Origin of the sequence: Frigoribacterium sp. CFBP 13712, assembly GCF_014842255.1 — a bacterium.
Lineage (GTDB): Bacteria > Actinomycetota > Actinomycetes > Actinomycetales > Microbacteriaceae > Frigoribacterium.
Genome location: NZ_JACYVH010000012.1, coordinates 36,171 through 60,041 on the forward strand (window position 1 = coordinate 36,171; position 23,871 = coordinate 60,041).

Below are 23,871 nucleotides of genomic sequence, written 5' to 3' on the forward strand. Positions count from 1 at the left end.
GCTGTCGCCCCCCCCCCCGCAGAAACGGCGGTGGGATAACAACTTGCCGTAGGGGGCGCGTCGGCACGTCGATCCCTATTTCAGCCAGCATGGCGAGGGCTTCTTCTTCGATGAGCGGACTTATAGGCCTCGCGAGGTACGCCCAGGATGCTGAGCGGCCCCGGCGTACCGGGCGTGACCATCTTGGTCACGCGGTCTCGGTGGAAGAGGAGTTGATCAGCGAGAAGTCACTCCTAGCGCGAGGGTAGATGCAGGAGCATTCCTCGGGGGCTTCGTTGCAGGCGTCACGGACCGTGACAGAGACTCGGCCACGGTCCGAGATCTTGTGTCTGTGGCTGCTGACCCACTCGCGGATTTTCTGCAGCTCCGCAGGGTCTGACTGGGCCCAGGAGTCTTGTTGGACGTTCCATTGCCTCCGCCATCCTTCCTTTACGACGGCGATCGAGCCACCTCAAGGGCCTGGGCAGCCAACTTATTTTTCGCGTACTTCACGCTACGGATCTCTAGATTGCCGCCGGTAGAAACAGCACGCCAAATGCACCGTAGTAGGCAATAAGCTTGCCAGCTGCGTCGACGCCCTTCCACCTCGGACTGGACTGACTGTGGGCGAGAAGGCGTAAGCCTCCGCCTACGCACAGAGCGACGAGATTGATCCCGCGATAGATCCCCGGCGGGATCACCCCCAGCATGAACAGCGCAAGAAGTGCCCCCGAAACGCTGGCTGCGATGACGAGGGCTACGGACTCGGCGCGAGCGAGCTTGTTGCGCGGCATGCCAATGCGGTCCCAAAAATCCCGCTTGGTTTCTTCTTGGTCCTGCGTACCATGCGAGGAGCGTTGGCGCCTCACAACCCTGGGCGCAGACGCCACCGTCCGGCTGAGCGAAGATGGCCTCCAGGACCGTGTCCGCATTCCCGTTGCAGCAGAACCGCCACCTGCTTCCGGGTCGGTACCGGAGACCGCGGGGGACGCGTCTTTGGGCAGGGCGCCCGGATCAGTTAAGACTTCGATTTCAATAGCGCGATCATTATTCACATATGCCTTTCTCGGCAGGACGGGCTCAGTCGTTACCAGCTTCAAGGTAAAAGTGGTATTACCAGCCCGCGCCGTGTCTCGCACTTCGAGGATGGCTTGCCGAGACGGTCACACGGGATGGGGCCTAAAGGCAGCTGCACGAACTGGCCCTCGCCACCTAACTATTCCAGCTCGACGGCTCCAGAACTGGTCCGGGGTGGGCGAACGTAGCCCTCAAGGAGGCGTGTAACGAGGGGTGACTGATCCTTTTATTGCGTGGCGGTCCGGTGCCATGTTTGCCCACCCATGACTTCGCACCCGCGCGAGGAGCTACTCCAATCTACCGACTGGGCATACGTGACTCTGTCATCCGTTGCTCGTATGGCGCTCCCTCATCTGACGCCGCGGTTGGGCGAAGCAGCAATCAAGCACTGTCGCTATAGCTGGTTGCAAACGCCGATTTTGCCTGAATCGCGTCAGCCCCTCGCCGCGCGTCACCACGATCGGGGAAGAACTCGCGCGCTCTAGCGCCGGAGATCCTCGAGGCCGTGCAGAGCGTCCTCCCCAGTTCCGTCGTCGTCTGGCTCACCGGCGCGATCGCGTCGCTGGCGGCCGTCAATGCCGCGCTCAGCCGCGTCATCGCGATCCACGCTCAACCGGTGGCTCGTCCGCATCGGGCTTGGCTCCGTCCCTCGCGCAGAGCTTGCCATGGCCTGACCGCTGGCACAGGACGGCCCTCGCGCCCTTCTTCCTGGAGCGGTGCGGGGCCCATATCCTCGTCTCGAGGAGTGCCTGACCGGCGGGGGTAGGCGCAACCCAACGGCCCGATGCGGTCGGACGAGTCTTGGGCCAACATGGGCCACCCTGAGTATGGGGGCAACTTTTCATGCGTGGAATGCCTACACTCAACCAAAAGTTGATTAACTGTGACGACATCGACACGTACGACAACCTGGGAGAGGGGCTGAACATGACGACGGCGCTGACGGTTGCGAGCTACATCAAGAGTGCGCTCGGGCTCCCTGGCTACAACACCAAGAAACTGCAGAAGTTGATCTACTTCTCGCAGGCTTGGTCTCTCGCTTGGACGGGGAAGCCGCTCATCTCCGAGGACTTTGAGGCCTGGCCCGACGGTCCCGTGGTCCGGTCGGTCTTCGCCGAGCAGAAGTACCGCGACGTTCCCCTGTATGACGCCGGTCTTGACGATGAGCAGCTGGCCATCATTGACTCTGTGATCGAGCACTATGGCACGAAGACGTGGTCGGAGCTTGTCGATGTGACGCACGAGCACACTCCCTGGAAGGACGCTCGGGCGGGCCTCGAGCCGGCGGCCCCTAGCCGACGAGTCGTATCTCAGGACGCGATTCGTGACTTCTACACGATGTGCGGCCTGGTGGAGTCTGACCAGCCTCGACGACGCTTGCGCCCTCGAATTGCAGCAGACCGTCGTGTTCAGCTCGTGGGGGACCAGGTCAGGAGGGACTGGCAGAAGGGCTTGTCCATCCTGGCTGACCGGTGACGGTTTTTCTCTCCGTCGAACAGGTCGTTTGGTTCCACGATGCGGAGGTGAGCGCCCCGGTCATTGATCAAGGCAAGCTGCAGGCTGCCGTTATGCGGCCTCAGTCTGGGTTCGGTGACTATCTCACGTTCCCGTCTTTGTGGGAGCAGGCAGCAGCTCTTCTGCACGGTCTGATTCAGGCACACGCGTTTCTCGACGGGAACAAGCGTGCGGCCTGGATCAGTACTGTGGCCTTCCTGAACTTGAACGGTTTCGAGGTGGTCAACCTGAAGCAGCGGCCGATGGCCGACTACGTGGAGGCGATCGCTAAGGGTGAACATGAACTCAAGGCCACCGCGGTCTGGCTCTACAGGCACGCGCAGGCCTTCTGATGCCCCGCGTTGCTGGAAATATGGATGACCGTGGGTCGGGCTGCCAGGGAGACGCCGCTTGTCGACGGTTGCATCGTGTGGGCGCCTGCCGCGGCTAGCGCCGATGAATCTCGCCTCACGCGCGATCTGCAAGACCCCCGCACCCGCCTTGGCGGAGTAGTGAGGGGCGTTTTCGTCGTTTCAGGGGTGGCAGGCGGCGAACCGCTCGAGGCATGCAAGTGATCCGGCCCGCCTCGCGAACTGGGACAGCGGTTATGCCGTGGGCGATGGGCGGCATTCCGAGAGGCGGACATTTGATGGAGCCCTCTGGGTTGAGCGGAGGGCTAAGGGTTGTGCACAGGCTCGATTTTCATGATGTTGGGCCGCCGGGGCCTATGCGAGGTCTGCAACAAGCCGAGGGAGGAACGCGCTCAGTTCCGATCGGTTCCGCAGCGTCTGACCTTCGTGACCCAAATACACAGTTCCGATCGTTCCTCCGTACTCGAGCCGGATCCGGAACGGCGTACTGCCCACATTGCCCCCAACGGACGGTCCGTCGTGGACGGCAACTTCGGAAAGGTTCGTCCTGGCCGTGGCCGTGGCTGTGGCTTGCGATTCCTCGTTGTTCCCGAGAGTCGCGACGGCCAGAAGTTCGTCGCTGAAAACTACGACCTGAACATATCTGACGTCGGCTTGAATGGCGATCTGTGCGTCCACATGGCGTACGTCGGAGGCCATCAGCAGGTGCGATAGATGTGCTAAGAGCTTGTCAGCTTCCGCCCGATTCGCCCGTGTTCCGGCAAAATCAGACCACCGCTGGCTAGAGGCTTCGAGAGTGTTGCTCAGCGCTGCAAGTGCGTCGCTAATTTCCATAATGACTCCTATAGTTGATCTGATCTCACAAGATTTTCGCGCATCAACGAGTTCCGTCGCGCAGACTCGCCCTTACCTGGATGGTTCGTGGAGCGCACGCGGGCGCCTCCATGCCACTGAGGGCATGAAAAAGTTATCCACAGATGTTCATGATGGAGGCGTAGTTGCGAATAACGCGCGTAAAAGTTGAAAACTGAGGGTTCGACTTTTTCAAAAAACCGGTAAGTTTGAAACATGGACATTGCGATCTTCAAGGACTCTCCCGCTGGCACCCTCGTTCCGATCCGAGGGTGGGACAATGAGCTGCACCAGGGATATGAACATTTCGCATATGTACCTCACGCGCTGGCGACAACGGTTGACCTGAGCCAAGCCACCATCAAGGTCATGGGCGAGGCGGATCGAGCCCTGGGCAACCTGAATGCACGCATTCGATTCCTGCCGAACCCTGCCCTTCTTGTGCAGCCAGCGTTGAAGCGCGAAGCGCAGGAGACGTCGAAGCTCGAGGGTACTTACGCGCATCTCGACGAGATTCTTGCCGCGGAACTCTCCGATGAGCCCAAGCGTTCTGGCGAGTTACGCGAAGTGATGAACTACGTAACTGCCGCCTTGCAGGCAATCGAACTAATTAAGACGTTGCCCATATGCAAGAGACTTCTCGAGGAGACTCAAGCGACATTGGTTCGGGGCACTCGAGGCGACGGTTATGATGCTGGTTCTCTAAGGGACCGCCAGGTGTTCATCGGTGAAAAGGGCAAACCGGTTGAAGAGGCGCGATTCGTCCCGCCGCCGGCTGAGTTCGTGGCGGACGGATTCGCCGATTGGGAGAAGTGGATCAACGCTGAGGATGACCTCCCGCTGATGGCCAAGCTGGCCATGGCTCACTACCAGTTTGAAACGCTGCACCCGTTCAGTGACGGAAACGGCCGCCTTGGCAGGCTCATCGTAACCTTGCAACTGCTGGTGAATAAGGAGATCGAATATCCAATTCTAAATATTTCTGCCTACTTGGAGCCGCGTCGTGAGGAATATATTAACGCGCTTCGGCAGGTGTCAATTACGGGTGATTTTGATCCTTGGGTAGCCATGTTCTGCAGGGCTGTCCGTGACCGGTCACTCGCTTCAATGCAGGTGATCGACACCCTGCTCTCTTATCGAGATTCCGTTGTTGCCAAAGCTGAAAGAGTGGGCATTCGCGGTATCACTAGCGATGTTGTAGATGTGATTCTTGGTAGCCCATTTATTTCAGTATCAGAATTCGCCAACTCGAGGGGTGTGGTTTACAACACCGCTCGCGCTCTTATCTCCAAGCTTGAAACTTTAGGAGTGTTGAGGGAGGTGACGGGTGGTGGCTATGCCCGTACATATGTTGCAAGAGAAGTGACACAGATCATCAGCGACTTGTAATTACGCAAAGTTGAACGTCCCTCTGGTAACATCCTGTGCCTCATATGGGTTTGGCTACGGCCAAATTCCCGCGCAGCCCCAACCAATCTAATATATCGCTTGTGGTCTAGGTGCCTACGGCGCGGCGCTGACGTACCACGTAGCTTGCAGTCCGCCCCGCATCATCCTTTGAGTCCGCGCCGGCGTGCAATGACGCAAGGACGCGCGTCATCCCGTCGCCGCACCTGTTCCCCGCGGGGCCTTCTGCGTGGACGATGAATCCGACTGGAACCGGGTCGAGGATACGGCCGCCACTGCGGTGGCGTGCTCAGCGCAATGGCATGCGGCCTACGTCACACGGTTCAGCAACGGTGGAGAGTGGCCCACCCATGGGCTGGGCGGTGGCGTCGAGACCGATGCCACGGGTCGCCCTTTTGCGGAGGTGACGCGGAAACATTGGCTCGATGGCCCCCAGGTTCCGAAATATGTCATCCACGACGCTGGCTGCACTCCTCACAGTTTCCGCCTAGCCTCATGCTGTGCCGACTATTAAGGAGAGCCCCTTCAGTTGGCTCCCCAATCACCAGCTCCATGTTCTGGCGTCACTGGGCTACGTCGACGACCTCCTCGACGATGCCGCCAGGCTGCTTCGCGATCACTCACGGGCCGGAGCATTCGTCCTCGAATCCGTCATGGACGGTTCGGCTAGCGAAGTGCGAATCGCGGGTTTGCGCCCTATCCCACCTGCCGTCAGTCGATTGACGGCCGATACTTTGAACAATCTTCGCAACGTCCTTGAGCACACCCTGTTCGCGGCCGTCGAGCATGATCTCGGCCGAACTATGACTACACAGGAAGCTCGATCGATCGAGGTGCCTGCCGCAGGGACCGAAGCAGCCTTCAATGCTTGGCTGAATGACAAGCGTCGCTTATCGCTACCTCCCTTGTGCAATGGCAGCCCATTGGCCGAGGCTCTGCGTCAGCTTCAACCGTTTACATGGCAGGGTGAAGATACCTCCCCGCTGCAGTTGATCGTGGAGCACACGAATGCGTCGAAGCACCGGGCTCCCGCCGTGGCGCAGACCCAACTTGGAGAGGTGACACCGGACCTTCGGGTTCCCGGACTTGTTATTCCGCCCCCCACGGGTCAGCCCGCAGCCGTTGGTGACCTGGTCGCCTCCGGGCCGCAAGGCACTCACGTTGGTCTCGACGTCTGGCCCACAGTCACGATTCGCCGTCCAGCTTCCGGGCAGTGGAAAGTCCTTCAGCTTGAACTCTCCTACATCGAAGAATGGGTACGCCTCATCGCGCTACCGGCGCTCTTGGGGCTCAAGCCGAACGAGGTCCTCCGTGCAACAACGGACGTCCGCGCGGAAGTCGACAACCTCCGCGAAGCCGCTGCTGTCGCAACCGACGATCCAGCGCTGACCCGCAACACCCGCATCCTGGTGGCGGAGGGGGTCATGCGTCCGGGAATGCTTGACCTCCTGCTTCCAGTATGTAGGAGCCGAAAGGAGCGCGCTGCGGTCCGATCGTGGGTGGACTCACAAACCGATGAACAGATCATCACGAGACATGATCGGCTTAGCAGGGCAGCCACGGACGAGGCAAGGGCCAGAGAGGCCTGTAGGCAGCTCGTACGAATTGCCGTACGCCGGGCCTAAGGAGCGACCTTCTCCCTTCTCGGCCACTCGACCGCATAAGCAAAAGAGGAACCCTGGGCGCGCACGCTCGTAAGCCATGGGGCGTGCCTTCGACGATCGCGCCGGCAGCACGAAGTCTGTATCAAGCAGTACTTGACCATCAAGCGGCGGACGCTCACGCCGGTAAGTCTGGGGATGTGACTCTGGTCGGTCGAGCGATACGCAGGCCTTTCGTGGGGCGATGTACTTCGCGTAGTCAAGATATGAAGCGTGCGATCAGCGCGTGCCAGGCTGAGATGTCGTTTGCGAGTCGCCAGGCCCGGCCTTGTCTCATGAGGCGTCCATCCGACAATCTCCGGGCCCATCGTGCGCCGTCCTTGCTGATGAAGAAGATAAAGAGGCGTTCTCGGCCTATATGTTTTTGGAGCGCCACCTCCTTCGTGTACGTCGCTCCGGGATTGATCGTCGTCGGTCCGCTGGCATCGACCGTCAGTACTTCGTCGATGTAGGTGCCCTCATCGATCTTCGAAAACAGGCTTACAGCGTGAAGCGGCGTGGAAGATCCGTTGAAGACGCTCACTGAGATGAACCTGCGACTCCTGTCGGTCTCCAACGTCGTCCGGCCTGTAGTCCAGGCGCTCACCGCCCTGGCGTCAGCTTCCGCTGCCCGTTTCCTGTCGGTCACGAGGACTACTAGAGCTGCGGCGAATGCGCCGACGGTTCCTATGGCGCTAAACCAATCGGCTGCGCTGCTGGGCTCCATGTCAAGCACCTCCTAGTGGCAGCGCGCAAGCGGTCCCGTAGCTCACTTGGTGGACAGGAGAGCTTCTACCTCGCGCGCGACGGTCAGAAGCGCGTCCCAGTCGTACCCGGCAGGTTCGCCGGGGCTAAGGAACTTGACTCTGATTCGAAGCGGCTCTTCCGTCTCAGTGAGCAAGGTGTTGCCGGAAGCGACCGCAAGTGCACCTTGCGCATCGAGCAGTGTCGCGGCTCCGGACATGTCGCGCGCTTCGAGCTGTCGAATCGACGCCGCGACCGTCTTCGCGACGGCCTTGCGGGTGCTTGCGTCCATGTTCATGGCTCCCCGCTCACGTGCGAGCGAGTGAAGGCCGGCAAGGAACTCTGCGGCCTCGATGTAGAGAGCATCGTCGCGTCGCGCGACGCGGGTGAATCGGTTGGCTTCGATCTCCACCAGTCCATACGTCTGAAGTTGAGCGATTGCCTCACGTACGGGTGTGCGAGAAACACCGAGCCATTTGGTCAACTCGTCGTCATTCAAGCGTTCACCGGGCTCGAGGGTGCCGTCGACGATTGAGGCGAGCAGCTTTTCGAACACCACGTCTCGAAGCAGGCGCCGTGGTGTCTCAACAGAGTCAGAAGTCGGAATCGGCATGTTACCCAGTATATACCAGTACACCTTTGCTCGACGGGCAAAGTGCTAGGACAGCGGCCCTAGGGCTCAAGAGCATAAATTATCGCCGATGTCGTCGTCGATCTCGCCAGGGTCGAAGGGTCAGGTCGCATCGCAGCCTTCGGGTGCGCTGGGGTACCTGCGTGTCCTGAAAAGTCGGCTTGGCAACTCCGTATCAGCAGGAGTGCGGTCCATCACGGATACCCCTCATTCCAGGAGGTCACGCAGCCTCGCACCAGGCATGGTCGAGGTCGTTACGCCGCCTCGAGACCCTCTAGCGGGGGCGCGTGTTCATCGACGTTGGCGCCTCGGCCGTCAGCCACTCGTTCAATATGAGCGCCGTCGTCGCGCAGAGGTCCTCGAGTTCGTCGAGACGGTGCGGCGTCGATTTCACACCGAGAGCCCAGCCGTCCCCGTCGGTATAGCCCTTAACGAGCCAGCGTTCGGCGTCGAGATGTTCGTCCGCGACCATGATTTTGTTGTCGAGAGGCGCGTTCGGCGACGTCCTACGTGCGTCCACTGAGCGGCGTGGCGCGGCGCGGCGGCTGACTGTAAGCGCCGCGAGGCGGTCGTCTGTAAGTACCGTCCCCCGGAGGGTTGCGAGATGCCTCGCCCAGACAGGTGCCGTGCTTCCACCATCGTCGGGGAAGTCCTTGTGCTCTGAGTCGGTCCGAATCTCGATGCCGATGCTGTATTCGAGACGTAGATCGTCGGCATCGGCAGGCATACCCCGTCCCGCGACCTGGATCTGACCGCGGATCTCCCGCTCGGACGGAAGCTTCGGCGAGCGGAACTCGATCGACGGATTTCCGTTCCCGTTCCGTTCCACGTGTACCCGCCATTCGGGATTGTCGAGGTGGCGCCCGAGGTCTACGTCCGTGAATAGCCGTTCGACTCGTCGTTTTGTCAGCGGCATGGCGTCGATGTCGGCCTGCGTGATCCGCGAGGCCCGGAACGAGCCGAGGACCTTCGCCCAAGCTAGGACGCGCAGGTCGGGGAACTGCGGGGCGTCAGTAACCTCCGGGAGAATCACGACCAGATGGCCGCCGCCGTGTTCATCGAGCGCCCGCAGCTCTTTTCTGACCTGCGCTGCGGTCAGTTCGTGGTCGAACTTGGACTCGATCCCCACGATCGTCGAACGGTCTCCGACGGCGAAGGTCAGGAGGAGGTCGATGTCCCCGAGGCCTTCGCACCGCACCGACACGAACTTGCCGAGACCTCCATCGCCCAGGTCGAGTGTCTGCTCCAAGAGCGTGGTGAACGCCACGGGATCGTGCCTGATCTCTGCTGCAAGCGCCCGATTCGCCATGGTCTCGGTCGTGTACACAATGCTCATTGTCATTCCCCCTCGTCATCGCCGGGAGAGACGTCCCCCGCCCCGGATGCCACAACCATCGTGGCGATGACAGTCAAGCAGATCGGCAAGTCCAAAAATCGTGACCATCAAATCTCGCGGCGAAACCGGTAGGTCACTTGGGCCGCAATCGACTTTGTGCGCATGCAATGAGGATTGAGGCGCTTGGCGGAGTCGGGGTTGGAGTCTGCGGTCAGCACCCGATCCTTTGGGTCGTATGCGTGATGCTTCACAACTGTGACCGAAAAGATTGAAGAGACCGCCGTCACGCGGATGTATAGCTTGGCGTCGAGTTCAATCAGCACATCTTCGAGATGCTTACTTCTCGGAGCCGACCGGTGGGAAAGGTGTCGCTTCCAATTGACCTCATTCATCAGCAGGCGTGGAGCAGGGCGCCATGATTTAGAACGACGCGCATTGGTCCAGGTGTCTCGGGAGAGGGGGATCGGAACGGACGTTCCACGGCTCCCACTGACGATGAGTAAGGCTTCGGTTCGGAGACTTAGGATCGGGATTATTCCAGAGTTACGTATTCGCACGCCATAACGGGTATCTTTCACTCGGCGTGTGACTTGGATGTTTGGATCAAACGCGAACCGTGGCCGGGCAACCGCATAGACAAGGAGGATTGCGCCGAGAGTAGAAGAGATCCTCACCCCCAAATCGATCAACAGTTTTATGTCCAGATCTCGTCCATTATGTGACCCCTCGGTGGGCGACGTCGTGTTGGTCGCTGATGGTGCAAACATAGGCCAGAGAGACGGGCAACTGACTCCTACCGACTAGTGGTGAGTCGCGGCTTCGTGGGCACCTGTATGGACACGATCGGTTGCGGGGAAAGAGGCCGAGGGATTCGATCGGCGTGTCGTTAACGTCGGCCGGTCCGAAACTAGATTTTCAATCGGGTCGGTTTTAGAACTGACAGCGGTGCCCGGCTACCTCTGCGCGTGGCAGGCCCTCGTCATGGACAAGGACCTCGGTACGGACCCCATAAAGGGGCACATTCATGCGGCGATCGGCAGAACCATTTTCGGCGCGATAATGATCGTCGCGTTCGCTCCTGTCGCGAGCTTTACTGACTTTGCTTGGCTCAGCGGCGGCGACTTCTTCTTGATCTGGGGCGGTCGGGCGGTCTAGCTCGTCAGGAAGCAGCGGCGCAATTCTGGCTAGCAATTAGAGCGTCCGATAGACGGTCGTTCATCGGGACACTCTTCGCGACCGTGTCTGGCCGGGTGAGGTAACCCGCTTACCGCTAGGCGGCCCAACAGCCTGGGATGATAACCACTCTCGCGTTTCGCTCGGATGCGTTGGCCTTGCAGGAGAAGCACCTCGCAACTGAGTCTCCCAGCAGCTCCTCCGCCTTGCTCACCACGGGGTCCGTACCCGCGGCGAGGGAGTCAACAAAGGCTGGCATCGATCACGGTAGTTGTTGCACGAGGTCGCCTGCGCTCCCTGCGAGAGTTCCCGGTAGCCCCAACATCTGTCGAGATGAGTTGACGTGGCCGCGCGCTCGAGCGCCGCGGCAAAGCGGTGTTCGACCCCGGCCGGTAAGAAGCTGTGGTGTCCTCTCACAAACTCGCCGAGCAGCTTCATAACCCGCATAGTCTCCACTGCTGGGACACCCAAGTCTCCCGCCCCTTTAAAGGCCCGCCTGCGCGCATCGCAATTCGATTCCGGCACCACTTCTTCTCTCGCGAGCAAGCGCTGACGACGGGCATCCGGCGCACGCACCTGACGGATGGGGGCGGGCAGAGACCGCCAAATGCTCAGACCCGCGACAGGCGCGTTGCCCTGTAGACGGTCCGCCACTTCTTGCTACGACGCGGTGAGGTGCTAGCCGCTCGTTCGTCGTCACTGGCACCATGAACCGGCACACGACCCAGCGCGATCTCCTGTCCGTCAGTGGCGGTGATAACTGCTGAGCTGGAGCGACAGACCCCTGACGAGTTCATCCGGTCGATCGCCCACCGTGCAGAGAGTCTGCTTTCGCCCCCCAGCCCTGTTCGCCGCGGCTGTTCCATTAGGCAGTCCCATGGGCCCAGGGAAGCGCTTCCCGGACGAGTCGCAGTGCACGCTCATCGTTCAAAGAGAAGTCAGCAGGTGATGCTCACCGAACACATCACAGCGACCTGGATGCATGCCGCCTCTTTTTATGCAGCACCGACAACGGGGATGGGGAGATCCGTCTCACTGGCCGATCCTTCATCGAGATCGGTCCCGGACTGGTCTATCGAGACGTCTCGAGCCGAGTGGCCGCGGGGGGACAGGTTTACGCGCGCCGTCGTTCGGTGATCGATGGTGAGTGGAAGTGACTTCGCCTTAACAGGTCAACAGCACTGGTGTCCTGGCCTCACGAGCCGGGGTTCGAAGGTTGATTGACTTACAGTTGGCTCGTGACCACTGTCGAGATGTCTACCTACTGCCTCTACGCGGCATACTCCGCGATGGTGATATATGTAATTGCATTCATATCGTTTGCCCTGGATCTGGCAAAGAGATCCGGCGAGGCTCGTCTCGCCGAGTCGGCCGCTCCCCAGGCGGAGCCTGCGGACGCCGGGCCCCAGCGGGCACACACTGTCTCAATCGGAGCTGGTGCGAGTGGTTCCGTCACCGTTTTGCAGCGTACGGATGACGACGTCCCCAAGCAGCGTCGACGCAAGGGATCGGCCTTCGAGCGTGTGGGCATGTCCATGACTGTCCTCGGCTTGATCGTCCACACCTTTGCGACCGTGCTCCGAGGTATTGCCGCGGACCGCGTGCCGTGGGCAAACATGTTCGAGTTCAGCTTGACCGGAACCGCCCTCATCGTCGGCGTCTTCCTGCTCATCAACATCTTCGTAAACGTCCGATACCTCGGCGCCTACATCATGGGCCTGACGGTGCTGCTCCTGGGTGTCGCTGTTGTGAACTACTACGTACCCGTCAGCCCGTTGATCCCCGCCCTGCAGTCGTACTGGCTCGTCATCCATGTCTTCGTCGCGTGCCTCGGAACAGCGTTCTTCGCGCTTGCGGGCGGCCTGTCCATCGTGCAGCTCATCCAGACTCGACGCGAAGCAACACAGAGCACGCGGCTCAGGCTCCTCGATACCCTCCCCAACTCGACACGTCTCGAGGACCTTGCCTACCGACTGGCCCTGTTCGGCTTTGTCATGTGGACCTTCACCCTCATCGCAGGCGCTATCTGGGCGGAACGCGCCTGGGGCCGGTACTGGGGATGGGACACGAAGGAGACGTGGACATTTATCATCTGGGTTGTCTACGCCGGCTACATCCATGCACGTGCTACCCGAGGCTGGCGCGGAACCCGCTCCGCCTACCTCTCTCTTGTCGGCCTAGCGGCCGTGATGTTCAACTTCGGCGTCGTGAACGTATTCTTCAACGGCTTGCACTCATACTCAGGACTTCCCGGGCAGTAGACCCCACGCGCAATTTGGGCGATGGGACCTCTTTCAGCTAGACGTAGTGGTCTGTATCTCGCTAGCATCCTGATGTCTGAGCATGCCTCGCCTGAGGCGTGCCGCTAGCAGTATTAGGGGATAACTATGAAGATGAAGTTCAAGGCCATCGCAACAGTCGCCATCGTCACCGGCCTCTTCGGCGCCGGAGCCGCACCGGCGTTCGCTGACCAGGGGGCGTCGGTTGTCGGATCGCAGGCTTACTACAAGTCGTCCGGTTTCCAGCTCTCGGCCGAGGACACCCAGGCTGACAGCAAGTCCGCCCTGGCGCAGGTGAAGAACTCCGCAGGCACCATCCTCGGCAGCGTCACCAACGGTGCCGGCAAGGGCCAGGTCCGCTACGCGACCGTTGCTAACGTCTCCAAGGGGCAGACGATCTACATCCGCGCGGGCGTCAAGGACCAGAGCGCAAGCGGCGCCGCGAGCTGGGGCGCATGGAAGCAGACCACCGCGTAAAGATGCGCCTCCTTCTCGCAGATGACTCTGTGAGGCAACGCGACCGTGGCCAGCTGCAAGCTGGGCACGGTCGCTTTTTATCTACCGAAATCAGGGCCCCTACTCGGGGGGCTGATATTCGGAGGCTGACTCCTGCCAGAGTGAGCGAACGAGGCACTGATGCCTCGATTAACCGGGGGGTGTCATGAACGACAAAAAAGGTATGAAGTTCGCAGGACGACTGGCAGCAGTGGGGGTCGTTGCCACAGCACTAGTTGGCGGAGCTTTGCAGCCGGCGTTCGCAGCCGAGACTCCGTTGGGAACCGCCGACGCCAGCGGCGTCGTGGAGCAACTCGCGCCAGGCATCCTGGGCGAGACTTCGCACGACGCGGGCGTCAGCGTCGCCGAGACCCCTGCAACGGAAGGTATCTCGGTCGCTGTTGGCAGCGACGAGGCGATTAGTGAGCTGGACGACGCATCGTCTCCCGGCATCACGTTCTCGGTCGACTATGCGACGAAGCAAGTCGGGACGGACTCAGGTCTCCAGATTCTTGAGACCACAAGCGAGAACGCTTCGGCGTACGTCCAACCTCTGGCCTCGGGTGTTCGCGTGCTCACCGCCATCGAGAGCGCAGAGGCGCCGAGCGAGTACTCGTACTCCTTCGACGTCCCCGCCGAAACTGTTCTGAACGAAGGCGCGAACGGGTACTACCTCGAGAGTGGTGAAGATGTTCTCGGAGTTCTGGCGCATCCCTGGGCCGTTGATGCGGACGGACAGCAGCTGCCCACGTCGTTCACCTGGGAATCGGGCAAGCTCACGCAGCACGTCGATCTGTCCTCGCCCGCGATCGCTTTCCCGGTCTTGGCAGACCCTGCCTGGAGCTACACGTACTCCTACGCGACCAAGAAGACGGCAGCCGCGAACAAAAACCTGCTGAAGGGCTGCTTCAGTTGCTACTTCCCGGTGTCCGGCGCACCCAAGGCCTTCCCGAAAGCGGGTCAGTTGCTGCCGCTTCGAGTCGGCCCCGGAAACTTCGAATGCAGGTTTAAGAGCGAGTTCTCCGGTACGAACTACTTCGGGTTCCAGTTCGACGCCACCAAGAACCATGTCGACGGAGCTGGCTCGAACATTGTCTTCGAGTTCAGAACCGTCGGAGGGGTCAAGAAGCTCGTCGTGTCGGGATACATCGTCAACGACGCCTGGTGGGTCAAGAACAACGCCTACAAGGTTGGGGCGCTGAACAACTGGCAGACGTTCGCCAACCGCTTGAACGCCGCTTAGCCCCCTAGGCTGACTATCAAGCCAACATCACAACAGAGGTAGGGCAGTCGCATGGCAAGACCTGAAAGCACACAGGCCGGTTCCTTCCGCCTAGGCGTTCTCGCACTGGCGGTTGGGGCTATTGTCGGCGCCACCATCGGGTTCGTCGTCGCAGCACCAAGCGGGTTCGCGGTGTGGATCGCATCCGTTGCCGCCGTCGTAGGCGCACTCGGCGGGCTGGTCTGCCTCACCACCGGCGCTATCGCGTACCGTCTCACGCGAGGCCGCATCCAAGGTCGTGCGCGTCAGGCCATCGTCGCCGGGGCAGCCGCACTCGGGGCGACCTCCGTGCCTTCGGTCTTCCTTGTTGCGACGAACTCCTACGATGTTGGCTTTTTGACGCTGGCCTCGTTCGTTATCAGCGGCGCTACGTCAGCCCTGCTCTATCCGCGTCTGCATCGCGTGTGCAACGCAGACGCGACGAGCTGACGGGCGTTAGGGGCCAGTCATCTACTGGAGAAGGGTCCTGCGTTTCACCGACGCAGGGCCCTTAGTCGTGGCCCACATCACCTGCAAGCGATCAGCCTCGTTCCTCGGCACAGCACGAGGCAGAGAATCCTGTCAGTTTGTAGACGTCATGCATGTCCAGTCGATGCCCGCGAGTCGCCAATTCAGCCCGGACCCCGGGGGCGGCTTATCGTAGGGACTTGCTGCGCTACGCCCGACTCCATTCTCGGTCGCTGCTCCATGCGACTCGCGGGCTAGTGGGCTAGTGGGCGGCGTTGTAGGCGTCTCGAACGGTTGCGGATACGCGCCCTCGGTCGGATACGTCGTGGCCGTTGGCACGGGCCCACTCACGGATCTTCTTCAGCTCGGCGGGGTCTGACTTCGCGCTCGAGGTGGACGTGGTGGACTTCCGTCCAGCTCTACGGCCGGCGGAGACGTAGGGGGAGAAGCTCTTGGTCAGTTCCTCGATGTGCGCGTCACAGAGGTCGATCTCGTAGGTAACCCCCTTCAGGGTAAAGGTCACGGTGCGCCCCCCACCGTCTTCGATGGGTGTGCCGTCAATGTCGTCGACGAGTTGAATAAGGGTCTTCTGAGCCATAAATTGCCTTCGTTCGCGGTTGTATGCTTCTTGTTTTGCCTTCTCACTATGGCTTATTTCCGACTAGCTCGCATCTAGGGCTTTACTCACACATTCGATCGCGTGACGGCGCCATGGTCCTGGACCCGCATCACGAGTGGGGTGTCTTGAGCCGCGCGATTGGCGCTGTACCGAATGCGAGACCCGTGGTAATCGGGTTTTGCCTTTTGGTGGCCTATGGCTTTGTATCGACTTCAAGTGTGCGTGTTTCGAATCACGTCTTGGGGTGTGCTGATTCAGGTCAGCCGCCCCGCAAACCCCGATGACGAGTCCTGGGCCGCCTGCTCGACACGTCATGGCGAGTTAGGGAAGGTCGTCGTGGGCGGAAGCGCATGTTTGGCTTCCGTGGGTCAGTGAACGAACTTAACCGGGGGGCCCTCAGGCGGGTAGCGTGTGGTGCTGCTTCCCTTGTCCTGTTCGATCTGATCTACCCAATGACACGATTCGGCGAAATCCTGTCACATGTTGGGGCATGGTGCCCTTCCGGCCCGAAACCGAAGGGCACCCACATACTTCGTTCGACCTCGAACCGAACCAGTACGCGACACGCATTTGGCGGGTACCTACGCGGCAGATCGGGAGGCGAATCGCATTTCGTGATTTGGGTACAAGGGTTCTGGTCCCTGTGTTCTGGGTGAGGCTGCCACGTAGGGGTACGTGATGCTGGCCCCGCCCAGATCCGTTCCTGTGGCGCACCGGAGTCAACGCCTGACGGTCTCTAGTCGTTTTCCGGTGACAGATCACTTTTGGCGACACTGTGTGGCCGCAGCTGGTGGTGACAGGGTGGTCGCGGGGGAGGGCGCTCAGTGACTAGCTCTGTGGTTCGTGGTGTCTCTTGGGACATGTTCGTTGAGGCTCAGGGCGCCGATCCGGCGGTAGAGAGTTGCCCGGGACATCCCGAAGTCGCGACCCACTTGCCATAAGGGTGCCCCGCCATCCAGCAGCTGCAATGCGGAGCGGATCTAAGTGTCCGTGAACACGGCTCGGCGCCCACCGAGATTCTTACCCGCTGTACGGCGTTTATAGACGCAGTCGCGCACCCGCTCCCGCTTGATCCCTGGCTCCGCTCGCGCCAGAGCAGCCATGACCGAGAACACCATCGACCCCTCGGGGTCGATGTATCAACGTCCCTGCCGCCGATGCTCAGGCCCCAAATGTCAGCGCCCAGGCCACGAAGATGCACGATGAAGCGAAGCATGTCGACGATCGCTCGCTTGAGTCGGTCCAGGGTCATCGCGACGAAGGTGTCGCCGGCATGGCGTGCAGTTAAAGCGCGATTAAGGGCGGGCTCTGATGCGCGAGCCCCAGAGACTCAGTATTCAACATATAGGTGGTCTCGGCACACGCCAAAAGAAAGCAGGTCAACCTCATGCCGGCCGGTGTCTTGCTGACGAGTCGACCCTCGGGCGTAGCCAATCACTCTCGTCGGCCCACCGTTTGCGTCTCGTTACCGACGTTCAGAACTTCAAATCTGGATCGGACTTGCGATAAATGGCTATGAGACCCTCGGTCCCGCCAAACTGCCGGATGCAACCCGCCATGCCCGACCGGCCGGCGAGACGTCCCGCATCCGTAGGGATGTGAGATAGTCCATGGTGCTCGTGAGACGATGGTCGCGCGCCAGCTGCTCTGAGGGGCAGTCGGCAGGCAGCGACTGTCTCGTGACTGCGTCGATCGACAACTAGACATACACATTGGTGCGGACGGATGCAATCCCGCTGGGGGCTGAGTTTGCAGTCCGTGAATCCTCCCGGCGGCGGAATCGTCACAGGCATCGAGTTCACTATCGTCGTTTGCGAGGCGTCCCACTGGGGGACTGGGGTGCAGAGGGGGTGGCTGCATGGCCAGACTCGTGCGCTGCCTCGTTTCAAAGGAAGCATCAATGAAGTCATCGCGTATTGCTCGAGTGGCCGCCACCGTCTCCGTGACGTGTTTGTTGGTCGGGGCAGGAGCAGTTTCTGCCCAGGCGTCCGAGCCCAATACTGCTGCCGCTGCCGAGGCGGTGTTTGTTGAAGTGCTCGAAGCGCCCGACCAGGCTGCCGAGCTGCAGTCGCTGTCACCGCAGGAGCGTGAGCTCTTCGATCTGTGGACTACCCCCGTCGTCAGCGAGATCACGACGACGTTCACGCCCGACAAGGCGACTGGCAAGTCTTCTATCGCTGCCGCCGCCGCCGCATGCGGTTCGTGGCGTCAGAACGGCTCCTTCTCCAACCAGGTGGGTGCAAAACTCGGCGACTTCTGGACCACGGGGCAGGGCTGCCGTTCCGGCAGCAGCGTCACAAGCGTCTCCTACCTTGACGGCGGCGGACGCACCTCCGGCATCGGCTGGGGATACACCGGAAAGACAACCGCCAAAGGCGTCGTCCGGAACGTCGGATATGTCTACGGGCAGTACAACTTCAAGCTGAACATCGCGGGCGTCGACGTGCAGAAGCCGTCCTACTGTGCGCGGGCCATTTTCACCACTGCGGTCTCGCGCGGCGACCTGGCCTGCGGCCTCGGCTAACAAAAGAACCCTGGGGGCTGCCTACTCTTGGGAGGCAGCCCCCACGAAAGGTCCGTCATGACTCAGCCACAAACACCCGTGCGTGCTCCCTCTCGAACTCCAAGCCTCGTTGCTGGCCTTGTCGCGGCGATGGCTCTCGTCCTCGCAATCGTCGTGTCGCCGCTGTGGTTGATCATCGTCGTCCTTTTCGCCATGGTGAACGTGGTCCGACTCGTGCGGGCGTTGGGCAGTTCGAGGACGAACACCGTCGTCGCAGCTTTTCTGATCACAATCAACCTGCTGATCATTGGCATCGTGGCGCTCTTCTATCTGAGTCAACAACTCGGGTCGCTGTAGGGCGGAACCAAGGTGCCCGCACGTTTTTTGCCCCCAAAGAATGAAGAGTGAAGTGACGACGACGACGACGGCGTCTGCAGCTCTGCTCGCGAGCGGTACCGCTGTGCTTTTCGGGGCTGCTGAGGGTTTGGTTTCCATCTGATCTGTGAGGATTTTGTCCTCCTGGAAGGATGGTCATCTTGGCCAAGCATTACCCCGAAGAGTTCCGTCGCGACGTCGTCTCGGTCGCGCGGGAACATGAAGCGCCCTTGAGTCAGATCGTCAAGGATTTCGGGATCAGCGGAGCGACGTTGTCGAACTGGTTGAAACGGGCTGAGGTCGAGGACGGGATCCGGCCGGGACTGAAGCATGCCGACGCCGCCGAGCTGCGGGGGCTGAAGAAACGCAACCGGCTCCTCGAGCAGGAGAACGAGATCCTCCGTCGGGCGGCAGCGTTTTTTTGCCCAGAAGTTGCCCCCAAAATGACCTACCCGCTGGTCCGTGTCCTTGCCGTGGACGGGATGCCCGTCACGGTGGCCTGCCGGGTGTTGGGCTTCTCGACCCAGGGTTTCAACAAATGGCGACGCAACCCGATCTCTCAAAGAGACTGGGATGACGCTCATCTGACGAACCTCGCTCTCGACATCCACCGGGATGATCTGGAGTTCGGGTATCGGTTCGTGTCTGACGAGCTTGCCGACCACGGCGCGACCGCGTCCGAGCGGCGAGTCTGGCGGTTGTGCTCCGAGCAGAAGCTCTGGTCGTTGTATGCCAAGAAGTGGGGCCTCACCAGGAAGGCGGGGCCACCTGTTCACGACGATCTCGTGCTGCGGCAGTTCACAGCGGACCGCGTCAACCAGCTGTGGCTTACGGATATTACGGAGCACCGCACCGACACCGGGAAGCTTTACCTGCGTGCGATCAAGGACATGCACTATCACCTAAATCCAAGCTTTCCTCAGCACAGCGCGTGCGACCTCTCTGGGTCCAGCGAAGTTGGCGACCCACTAAGAGTGTCCGATAGACGGTCGTTCATCGGGACACCTTTGCGGGCCTATCGCGACCGGCTGAAGTCAAGTGGGGCTTGGCCTGCGAATTCGCGTATGCCTGTCCCGCAAAAATGCCCGGTGAAGGGGGTCTAAACGCTACAGTCGTCGGATGCTCATCGGATACGCCCGCGTCTCGACGTCTGGACAAGATCTCGCAGCACAGCGGGATGGTCTTGCAGCACTCGGTGTCGACGATCCACACGTGCACGTTGACCATGGTTTGTCGGGCACAACTCGAGCCCGGCCGGGCCTGCGAGAGGCGCTGGCGGCATGCCGTGCCGGAGACGTCCTCGTCGTCACCAAGCTCGACCGTCTCGCCCGCTCACTGCGGGACGCGACGGACATAGCGGACGAGCTGACGAAGAGGGGGGTCGCGCTGAACCTCGGGGGAGCGGTCTATGACCCCACCGATCCAGTGGGCCGGCTCCTGTTCAACGTGCTCGGCATGGTGGCCGAGTTCGAGGCCGACCTCATCCGTGCCCGGACCCGGGAGGGCATGGCGATCGCCAAGGCCGCCGGCAAGCTCCGCGGCCGCAAGCCCAAGCTCACCCCCTCGCAGGAGAAGCACCTCGTGCAGCTGCACCGCACGGGCGCCCACACCACCAGCGAGATCGCCGAACTTTTCGGCGTCGCCCGCTCGACGGTTTACAGAGCGATCCAGCGCGCGGCCGAAACGTGATCGAGTCCCGGCTGAGGCATCTGTGATTAGTTCCCAGTACCTAGTTCCGCAGGGGCACGATGTTGGCGACCAGGGCAAATGCCGGGGCACTCAGTACTACGAGTACTCCTGCAATGAGGCCGAGTCGGCGCCCCGTTCCGCCGCGGATCCCGGCGATCGTAGCCAGAAGGAGCGCAGCGACAATGCTCAGCGGCACCCCGAAGAAGAGGACGTAGCCGCCAGCTTCCTGGACTGCGGACACGGGGATGGCGGCGATCCCTTTTACCCACCATCCAAGGAAGATGCCGGCAGCCAAGCTCAGACATGAGCACAGAACAGCGAGCCAGCCAACAAACTGCAGAACTCGGTCGCGGCGAGTGGACGCGATCGCCTCCTTCGTGTTCATAGCAGCAGGATCGCACATGGGCGTCAGGCAAGACATCGTGCCTGATAGTCGATCGGTCATGGGGCGGTCACTGTGTAGGGCAGTGGGACACTTCTGCTATGCCTCGTTTGTCGCTCCCGGTTCTCCTCGATGGAGCGCGTTTTCGCGGCGTGTGCATGGCGGTCGCGGGGGGCATTAGCGACGAGGTGTCGGGGGCCGTCGGGGAGATTGCACTCGAGGTTGCTGACGCATTCGCCTTGCCCGGCACGTTCTCGATCCCTCCTCGGGATCTCAAGCGATTGGTCCGAGCTCTCGAGACGCTTCGTCTCGACGATGTCCGGTCGTGGAGCGACCCGCTCCTGTTCTTCCGTGCGCTGACGGCCACAGTCGACGCGGCTATGCCATGGCAGGCGCCCTACGTCAGCGATGCCCTGACCGCGGATGCCTCGGTCCGCGAGGCCTTGGTGCCTGTGGCGGCGGCGATCTCGGCCGCACCGGGCACGGCGTGGTGGGCCAGTGATGTCGATATGACCAATCAGTGGGTCACGACTCCTCTCAGAGAGGGTCGGGTCGTCCCGAACAGCAGCCCGGGCCCGATGACCCGGGTCCTTGATGAATGGTCCGTGAATCACGACAGGGAGAACGTCGACCTGAAGAGGCCGAGAGATCGCGCGTCACGCACGATCAATGGTTCCTGGTGGTCGACGCCGCACACATATGGACAAGCTCAGGGTGAATGGGCGCGACCGCCCTCGTCGACCCGTCGCATCGGTGACCTCGGGGCTGTGAGCCTCATGCTCGTCGAGGACAGTTTCGGAGACGGCGAAGCGCTCCTGCAAAGGCTGACCATGTCTCGACATCTACGTGTGGTCGAGATCCACAGCATCGAGGACTGGGCTGCCCTCGTGGCGCGCTATCCGCGGGATGCCCGGTGGGCGCGCCGCGGCACCTGGTGGGGATCGACGGGCCGTGATGAGCAGTGGTTCATCCCCGACTACCGAGAGGTTGCGCGTGATTTCGATGGCATCCACGTCTCAGTCCAGGGCTACCTCGCTGCGGCCGGTGAGGTGGTCGAGGTCCCAGGCGGTGCGATCGTGCTGGCGGGGTGGTCACCCGACGAAACCTTCTGGCTCACCGATGACGTTGCGATCGATGGTGACACCGAGGAGTGGCGGTTCGACGACGATGACAACGTCAGCGGATGGAGACGCATCCAGCACTGAACGCATGGGTCGCATGTCCCGATAGGGGATCGGCTACTGAGACGGTCTCCTGACCGATGCAGAATGCGCGGTTCGCGGCACCTTCCGTGGGTGAGCGGTCGAATCAGATGGCGAGTGCATCGAGCAACTTCGCACGTTCGATGTTGTCGCGCGCTTGCGTTAGTTCGGACCGGCTGGTGTACCAGAGCGACGATTCGACCAGGCGTGCCACGCACCAGGCTGCGATGCGGACCGGCGACTCCCCGGTCAGGTCTGCAAGCAGAGAAATTCGATTCCGCAGATGCCCTTCGGTGTCCGGGAGCGAGAAGGGGTCGTCGATCTGCATGAGCAACGGGCACAAGTCGTAAGACGGGTCGCCGACCATAGGTTTCGGATCAATGACGAGCCACGGCTCTCGCGTCGCGGTGAGGAGGTTGCCGGGGTTGTAGTCGCCGTGCACGACCACTGTCCGCGGGGCCGTTACAGGGAGCTCCCGAAGCAGCGCGTTTCCTCGCGCGACCGCGACGTGGTCGAGATCTGGCCGGAACGTGCGCATTCGCTCCTCGACGAGGTCGGCCCACTCGGCGGCGACGTCGGCCACACGCTCGAATCGTGTGGTCGGGGCGGGCGCTGTAGTCGTGTCGGAATCGTTTGAGGCTGTGCGGGACCACAACCGGGTGAGTAGATCCGCGGCAATCGACAGCCGGCGTTCCGGCGACAGATCGTGCCGGTCGGCTAGTCGTACGCCTGGATCGCATCGTTCGAGCAAGAGCACGAACGGATCGTTGAGGTCCGCTTGGAGCAGCCGGACCGACCCTGAGCCGTCCCACCATCGAAGCGCCGCGGCCTCGTCGCGCGCCTCGCGGTGCGGGAATGAAAGCTTGAGAACTGCGTCGCGGCCGGCGGCGGTCCGCACGGAGACGACGTATGACGCACTCCCGCCGGGGTGCACGCGTCCGAGCGTCAGGCCCCAACGGGCCACAGAGCGGGCCAATAGGTCGGGAACGGTGCTCCGCCATGCCTCCTTCGTTGGCCACATGGACAGCAGTTTACGAGCACACCGCCGCAACCACAGCGCGAGCACCGCAATCGTCACGACTGCCAGGAGCAAAGCTCCTTTCGCGGTCCGGGACGGACGACGAGACCGCCGCAAGTCAGTCAGGTTGGGGGTGGACCTGTCTCGATAGCCGATGGCCCTGCGGGCGGCGCTGGCTTCAGGCGAGCCAGCTTGCGATGTAGAGGGAGACGGCGATGAGCATAACGATCCCGGCAATGCCTACGATGCGGAGTCTCGTCCGTCGGGGTAGCTCTTTGCCCTGGCTGTACTTGATGCCGATGTAGGCGAGCAAGCCAAGCGCCACGAAGAGCAGCGGCGAGAAGGCAAGGCGAAGCGCCTCCGAGGTCGTCATGGTGCATTCTCTCCTACCTCAGTCACGCGGCTCCGGAGGAGGCCCGATAGGAAATCGGTGAGCGGTCGTTGTCGGGCTACCTCTTGCGCCAGACCTGTCGCCGCAGGGCCAGGCCGGCCGCGATGTTCGCTGCTCCGGCGACGACGATGCACCATGAGGCAGCGATAGAAGACCCAGACGCGTCGTCGGTCTGAGGACGCGTCACCAGGAGCACAACGCCACCGACCAGGACGAAAGCGCCGACGAGAACCAGCAGGGTGCCAACGGACTTCGCGGTCATGACTGGACAGTAACTTGAAGGGCCCACGCGTCGGGTGTCCGATCGGCGATCGGCATCCGGCACACTGGCGCCTACCGCGCCTCGCTGAGGCTGCTGTCGAGGGTGAATTTTCGCTTCGCGAGAGCCAGCGCGGTGGCGATGACGGTGCCGGCAGTTGCAACTACGGTCAGGGTCGTGAGTGCCCAACTGGGTTCCACTTGCTCGGGTCCGCTTGTGGTGATCC

At 61.5% G+C, this 23,871-nt stretch carries 24 protein-coding genes and 2 pseudogenes; 14 read left to right on the forward strand and 12 right to left on the reverse strand.

The window, feature by feature from the left end; all coding sequences use genetic code 11:
- Nucleotides 1–503: 503 nt before the first annotated feature.
- Entirely contained in the window at nucleotides 504–773 is a 270-nt protein-coding gene (locus IFT51_RS14265; RefSeq protein ID WP_192061755.1) for a hypothetical protein, read from the reverse strand.
- Nucleotides 774–1,908: 1,135 nt separating this feature from the next.
- On the opposite strand from IFT51_RS14265, the gene IFT51_RS14270 reads away from it, so the two are divergent.
- Both IFT51_RS14270 and IFT51_RS14275 read left to right on the forward strand, forming a co-directional pair.
- The gene (locus tag IFT51_RS14270) at nucleotides 1,909–2,532 is read left to right on the forward strand and encodes a Panacea domain-containing protein (RefSeq protein WP_192061756.1); all 624 of its coding nucleotides are present in this window, start codon (nucleotides 1,909–1,911) and stop codon (nucleotides 2,530–2,532) included.
- Nucleotides 2,529–2,903 (forward strand): type II toxin-antitoxin system death-on-curing family toxin, encoded by a 375-nt coding sequence (locus IFT51_RS14275; protein ID WP_192061757.1) that lies wholly within the window; start codon nucleotides 2,529–2,531, stop codon nucleotides 2,901–2,903. Before IFT51_RS14270 ends, IFT51_RS14275 begins: the two co-directional genes overlap by 4 nt.
- 372 nt (nucleotides 2,904–3,275) lie before the next feature.
- Here the strand turns inward: IFT51_RS14275 and IFT51_RS14280 are convergent, their stop codons facing one another.
- Nucleotides 3,276–3,755, reverse strand: coding sequence for a hypothetical protein (locus IFT51_RS14280; protein WP_192061758.1), 480 nt, complete (start codon nucleotides 3,753–3,755; stop codon nucleotides 3,276–3,278).
- Between the two features lie 234 nt (nucleotides 3,756–3,989).
- On the opposite strand from IFT51_RS14280, the gene IFT51_RS14285 reads away from it, so the two are divergent.
- On the forward strand, nucleotides 3,990–5,162 hold the full coding sequence (locus IFT51_RS14285) for a Fic family protein (RefSeq protein WP_192061759.1): 1,173 nt from the start codon (nucleotides 3,990–3,992) through the stop codon (nucleotides 5,160–5,162).
- 518 nt (nucleotides 5,163–5,680) lie between these two features.
- Nucleotides 5,681–6,805 carry a hypothetical protein gene (locus IFT51_RS14290; RefSeq protein ID WP_192061760.1) on the forward strand — a complete coding sequence of 375 codons (1,125 nt, stop codon included), beginning with the start codon at nucleotides 5,681–5,683 and terminating at the stop codon, nucleotides 6,803–6,805.
- A 235-nt stretch (nucleotides 6,806–7,040) separates the two neighbouring features.
- Here the strand turns inward: IFT51_RS14290 and IFT51_RS14295 are convergent, their stop codons facing one another.
- From IFT51_RS14295 to IFT51_RS14310, 4 genes are all read right to left on the reverse strand, one after another.
- On the reverse strand, nucleotides 7,041–7,364 hold the full coding sequence (locus IFT51_RS14295; RefSeq protein WP_192061761.1) for a hypothetical protein: 324 nt from the start codon (nucleotides 7,362–7,364) through the stop codon (nucleotides 7,041–7,043).
- A gap of 225 nt (nucleotides 7,365–7,589) precedes the next feature.
- On the reverse strand, nucleotides 7,590–8,177 hold the full coding sequence (locus tag IFT51_RS14300; protein ID WP_192061762.1) for a GntR family transcriptional regulator: 588 nt from the start codon (nucleotides 8,175–8,177) through the stop codon (nucleotides 7,590–7,592).
- A 292-nt stretch (nucleotides 8,178–8,469) separates the two neighbouring features.
- On the reverse strand, nucleotides 8,470–9,531 hold the full coding sequence (locus IFT51_RS14305) for a hypothetical protein (RefSeq protein WP_192061763.1): 1,062 nt from the start codon (nucleotides 9,529–9,531) through the stop codon (nucleotides 8,470–8,472).
- A gap of 107 nt (nucleotides 9,532–9,638) precedes the next feature.
- The gene (locus tag IFT51_RS14310; RefSeq protein WP_192061764.1) at nucleotides 9,639–9,854 is read right to left on the reverse strand and encodes a hypothetical protein; all 216 of its coding nucleotides are present in this window, start codon (nucleotides 9,852–9,854) and stop codon (nucleotides 9,639–9,641) included.
- Nucleotides 9,855–10,476: 622 nt separating this feature from the next.
- Between IFT51_RS14310 and IFT51_RS14315 the strand changes: the two genes are divergently transcribed.
- The 5 genes from IFT51_RS14315 (at nucleotide 10,477) to IFT51_RS14335 (ending at nucleotide 15,189) form a co-directional block, all read left to right on the forward strand.
- Nucleotides 10,477–10,686 carry a hypothetical protein gene (locus tag IFT51_RS14315; protein ID WP_192061765.1) on the forward strand — a complete coding sequence of 70 codons (210 nt, stop codon included), beginning with the start codon at nucleotides 10,477–10,479 and terminating at the stop codon, nucleotides 10,684–10,686.
- A gap of 1,256 nt (nucleotides 10,687–11,942) precedes the next feature.
- Nucleotides 11,943–12,965, forward strand: coding sequence for a c-type cytochrome biogenesis protein CcsB (ccsB, locus tag IFT51_RS14320; protein ID WP_371740823.1), 1,023 nt, complete (start codon nucleotides 11,943–11,945; stop codon nucleotides 12,963–12,965).
- Between the two features lie 126 nt (nucleotides 12,966–13,091).
- Nucleotides 13,092–13,460, forward strand: coding sequence for a hypothetical protein (locus tag IFT51_RS14325; RefSeq protein ID WP_192061766.1), 369 nt, complete (start codon nucleotides 13,092–13,094; stop codon nucleotides 13,458–13,460).
- A gap of 202 nt (nucleotides 13,461–13,662) precedes the next feature.
- Nucleotides 13,663–14,721, forward strand: coding sequence for a hypothetical protein (locus IFT51_RS14330; RefSeq protein WP_192061767.1), 1,059 nt, complete (start codon nucleotides 13,663–13,665; stop codon nucleotides 14,719–14,721).
- 51 nt (nucleotides 14,722–14,772) lie between these two features.
- Nucleotides 14,773–15,189, forward strand: coding sequence for a hypothetical protein (locus IFT51_RS14335; protein WP_192061768.1), 417 nt, complete (start codon nucleotides 14,773–14,775; stop codon nucleotides 15,187–15,189).
- A gap of 280 nt (nucleotides 15,190–15,469) precedes the next feature.
- On the opposite strand, the gene IFT51_RS14340 is transcribed toward IFT51_RS14335, so the two are convergent.
- Together IFT51_RS14340 and IFT51_RS15655 are read right to left on the reverse strand one after the other, a co-directional pair.
- Nucleotides 15,470–15,805 (reverse strand): Lsr2 family protein, encoded by a 336-nt coding sequence (locus IFT51_RS14340; protein ID WP_192061769.1) that lies wholly within the window; start codon nucleotides 15,803–15,805, stop codon nucleotides 15,470–15,472.
- Between the two features lie 895 nt (nucleotides 15,806–16,700).
- A pseudogene (locus tag IFT51_RS15655) lies at nucleotides 16,701–17,096 on the reverse strand (hypothetical protein); the annotation flags it as partial.
- Between the two features lie 630 nt (nucleotides 17,097–17,726).
- Between IFT51_RS15655 and IFT51_RS14350 the strand changes: the two are divergent.
- The 4 genes and pseudogenes from IFT51_RS14350 to IFT51_RS14365 all read left to right on the forward strand — a co-directional run bounded on the left by IFT51_RS14350 (nucleotide 17,727) and on the right by IFT51_RS14365 (nucleotide 20,393).
- Complete coding sequence (locus IFT51_RS14350) at nucleotides 17,727–18,350, forward strand: hypothetical protein (RefSeq protein ID WP_192061770.1); 624 nt, start codon at nucleotides 17,727–17,729, stop codon at nucleotides 18,348–18,350.
- 129 nt (nucleotides 18,351–18,479) lie between these two features.
- Nucleotides 18,480–18,686 carry a hypothetical protein gene (locus IFT51_RS14355; RefSeq protein WP_192061771.1) on the forward strand — a complete coding sequence of 69 codons (207 nt, stop codon included), beginning with the start codon at nucleotides 18,480–18,482 and terminating at the stop codon, nucleotides 18,684–18,686.
- A 179-nt stretch (nucleotides 18,687–18,865) separates the two neighbouring features.
- Nucleotides 18,866–19,600: pseudogene (locus IFT51_RS14360) on the forward strand (IS3 family transposase); the annotation flags it as partial.
- Between the two features lie 223 nt (nucleotides 19,601–19,823).
- Nucleotides 19,824–20,393: a recombinase family protein gene (locus IFT51_RS14365; protein WP_192061773.1), complete on the forward strand. Its 570-nt coding sequence runs from the start codon at nucleotides 19,824–19,826 to the stop codon at nucleotides 20,391–20,393.
- Nucleotides 20,394–20,433: 40 nt separating this feature from the next.
- On the opposite strand, the gene IFT51_RS14370 is transcribed toward IFT51_RS14365, so the two are convergent.
- Nucleotides 20,434–20,778, reverse strand: coding sequence for a hypothetical protein (locus tag IFT51_RS14370; protein ID WP_192061774.1), 345 nt, complete (start codon nucleotides 20,776–20,778; stop codon nucleotides 20,434–20,436).
- 98 nt (nucleotides 20,779–20,876) lie between these two features.
- Here IFT51_RS14370 and IFT51_RS14375 point away from each other — a divergent pair, with 98 nt between their 5' ends.
- The gene (locus tag IFT51_RS14375) at nucleotides 20,877–21,980 is read left to right on the forward strand and encodes a hypothetical protein (RefSeq protein ID WP_192061775.1); all 1,104 of its coding nucleotides are present in this window, start codon (nucleotides 20,877–20,879) and stop codon (nucleotides 21,978–21,980) included.
- 103 nt (nucleotides 21,981–22,083) lie between these two features.
- On the opposite strand, the gene IFT51_RS14380 is transcribed toward IFT51_RS14375, so the two are convergent.
- The 3 genes from IFT51_RS14380 to IFT51_RS14390 all read right to left on the reverse strand — a co-directional run bounded on the left by IFT51_RS14380 (nucleotide 22,084) and on the right by IFT51_RS14390 (nucleotide 23,648).
- Nucleotides 22,084–22,998 (reverse strand): aminoglycoside phosphotransferase family protein, encoded by a 915-nt coding sequence (locus tag IFT51_RS14380; protein WP_244637325.1) that lies wholly within the window; start codon nucleotides 22,996–22,998, stop codon nucleotides 22,084–22,086.
- Between the two features lie 175 nt (nucleotides 22,999–23,173).
- On the reverse strand, nucleotides 23,174–23,368 hold the full coding sequence (locus tag IFT51_RS14385) for a hypothetical protein (protein WP_192061777.1): 195 nt from the start codon (nucleotides 23,366–23,368) through the stop codon (nucleotides 23,174–23,176).
- Between the two features lie 76 nt (nucleotides 23,369–23,444).
- Nucleotides 23,445–23,648 (reverse strand): hypothetical protein, encoded by a 204-nt coding sequence (locus tag IFT51_RS14390; RefSeq protein ID WP_192061778.1) that lies wholly within the window; start codon nucleotides 23,646–23,648, stop codon nucleotides 23,445–23,447.
- Nucleotides 23,649–23,871: the final 223 nt, after the last annotated feature.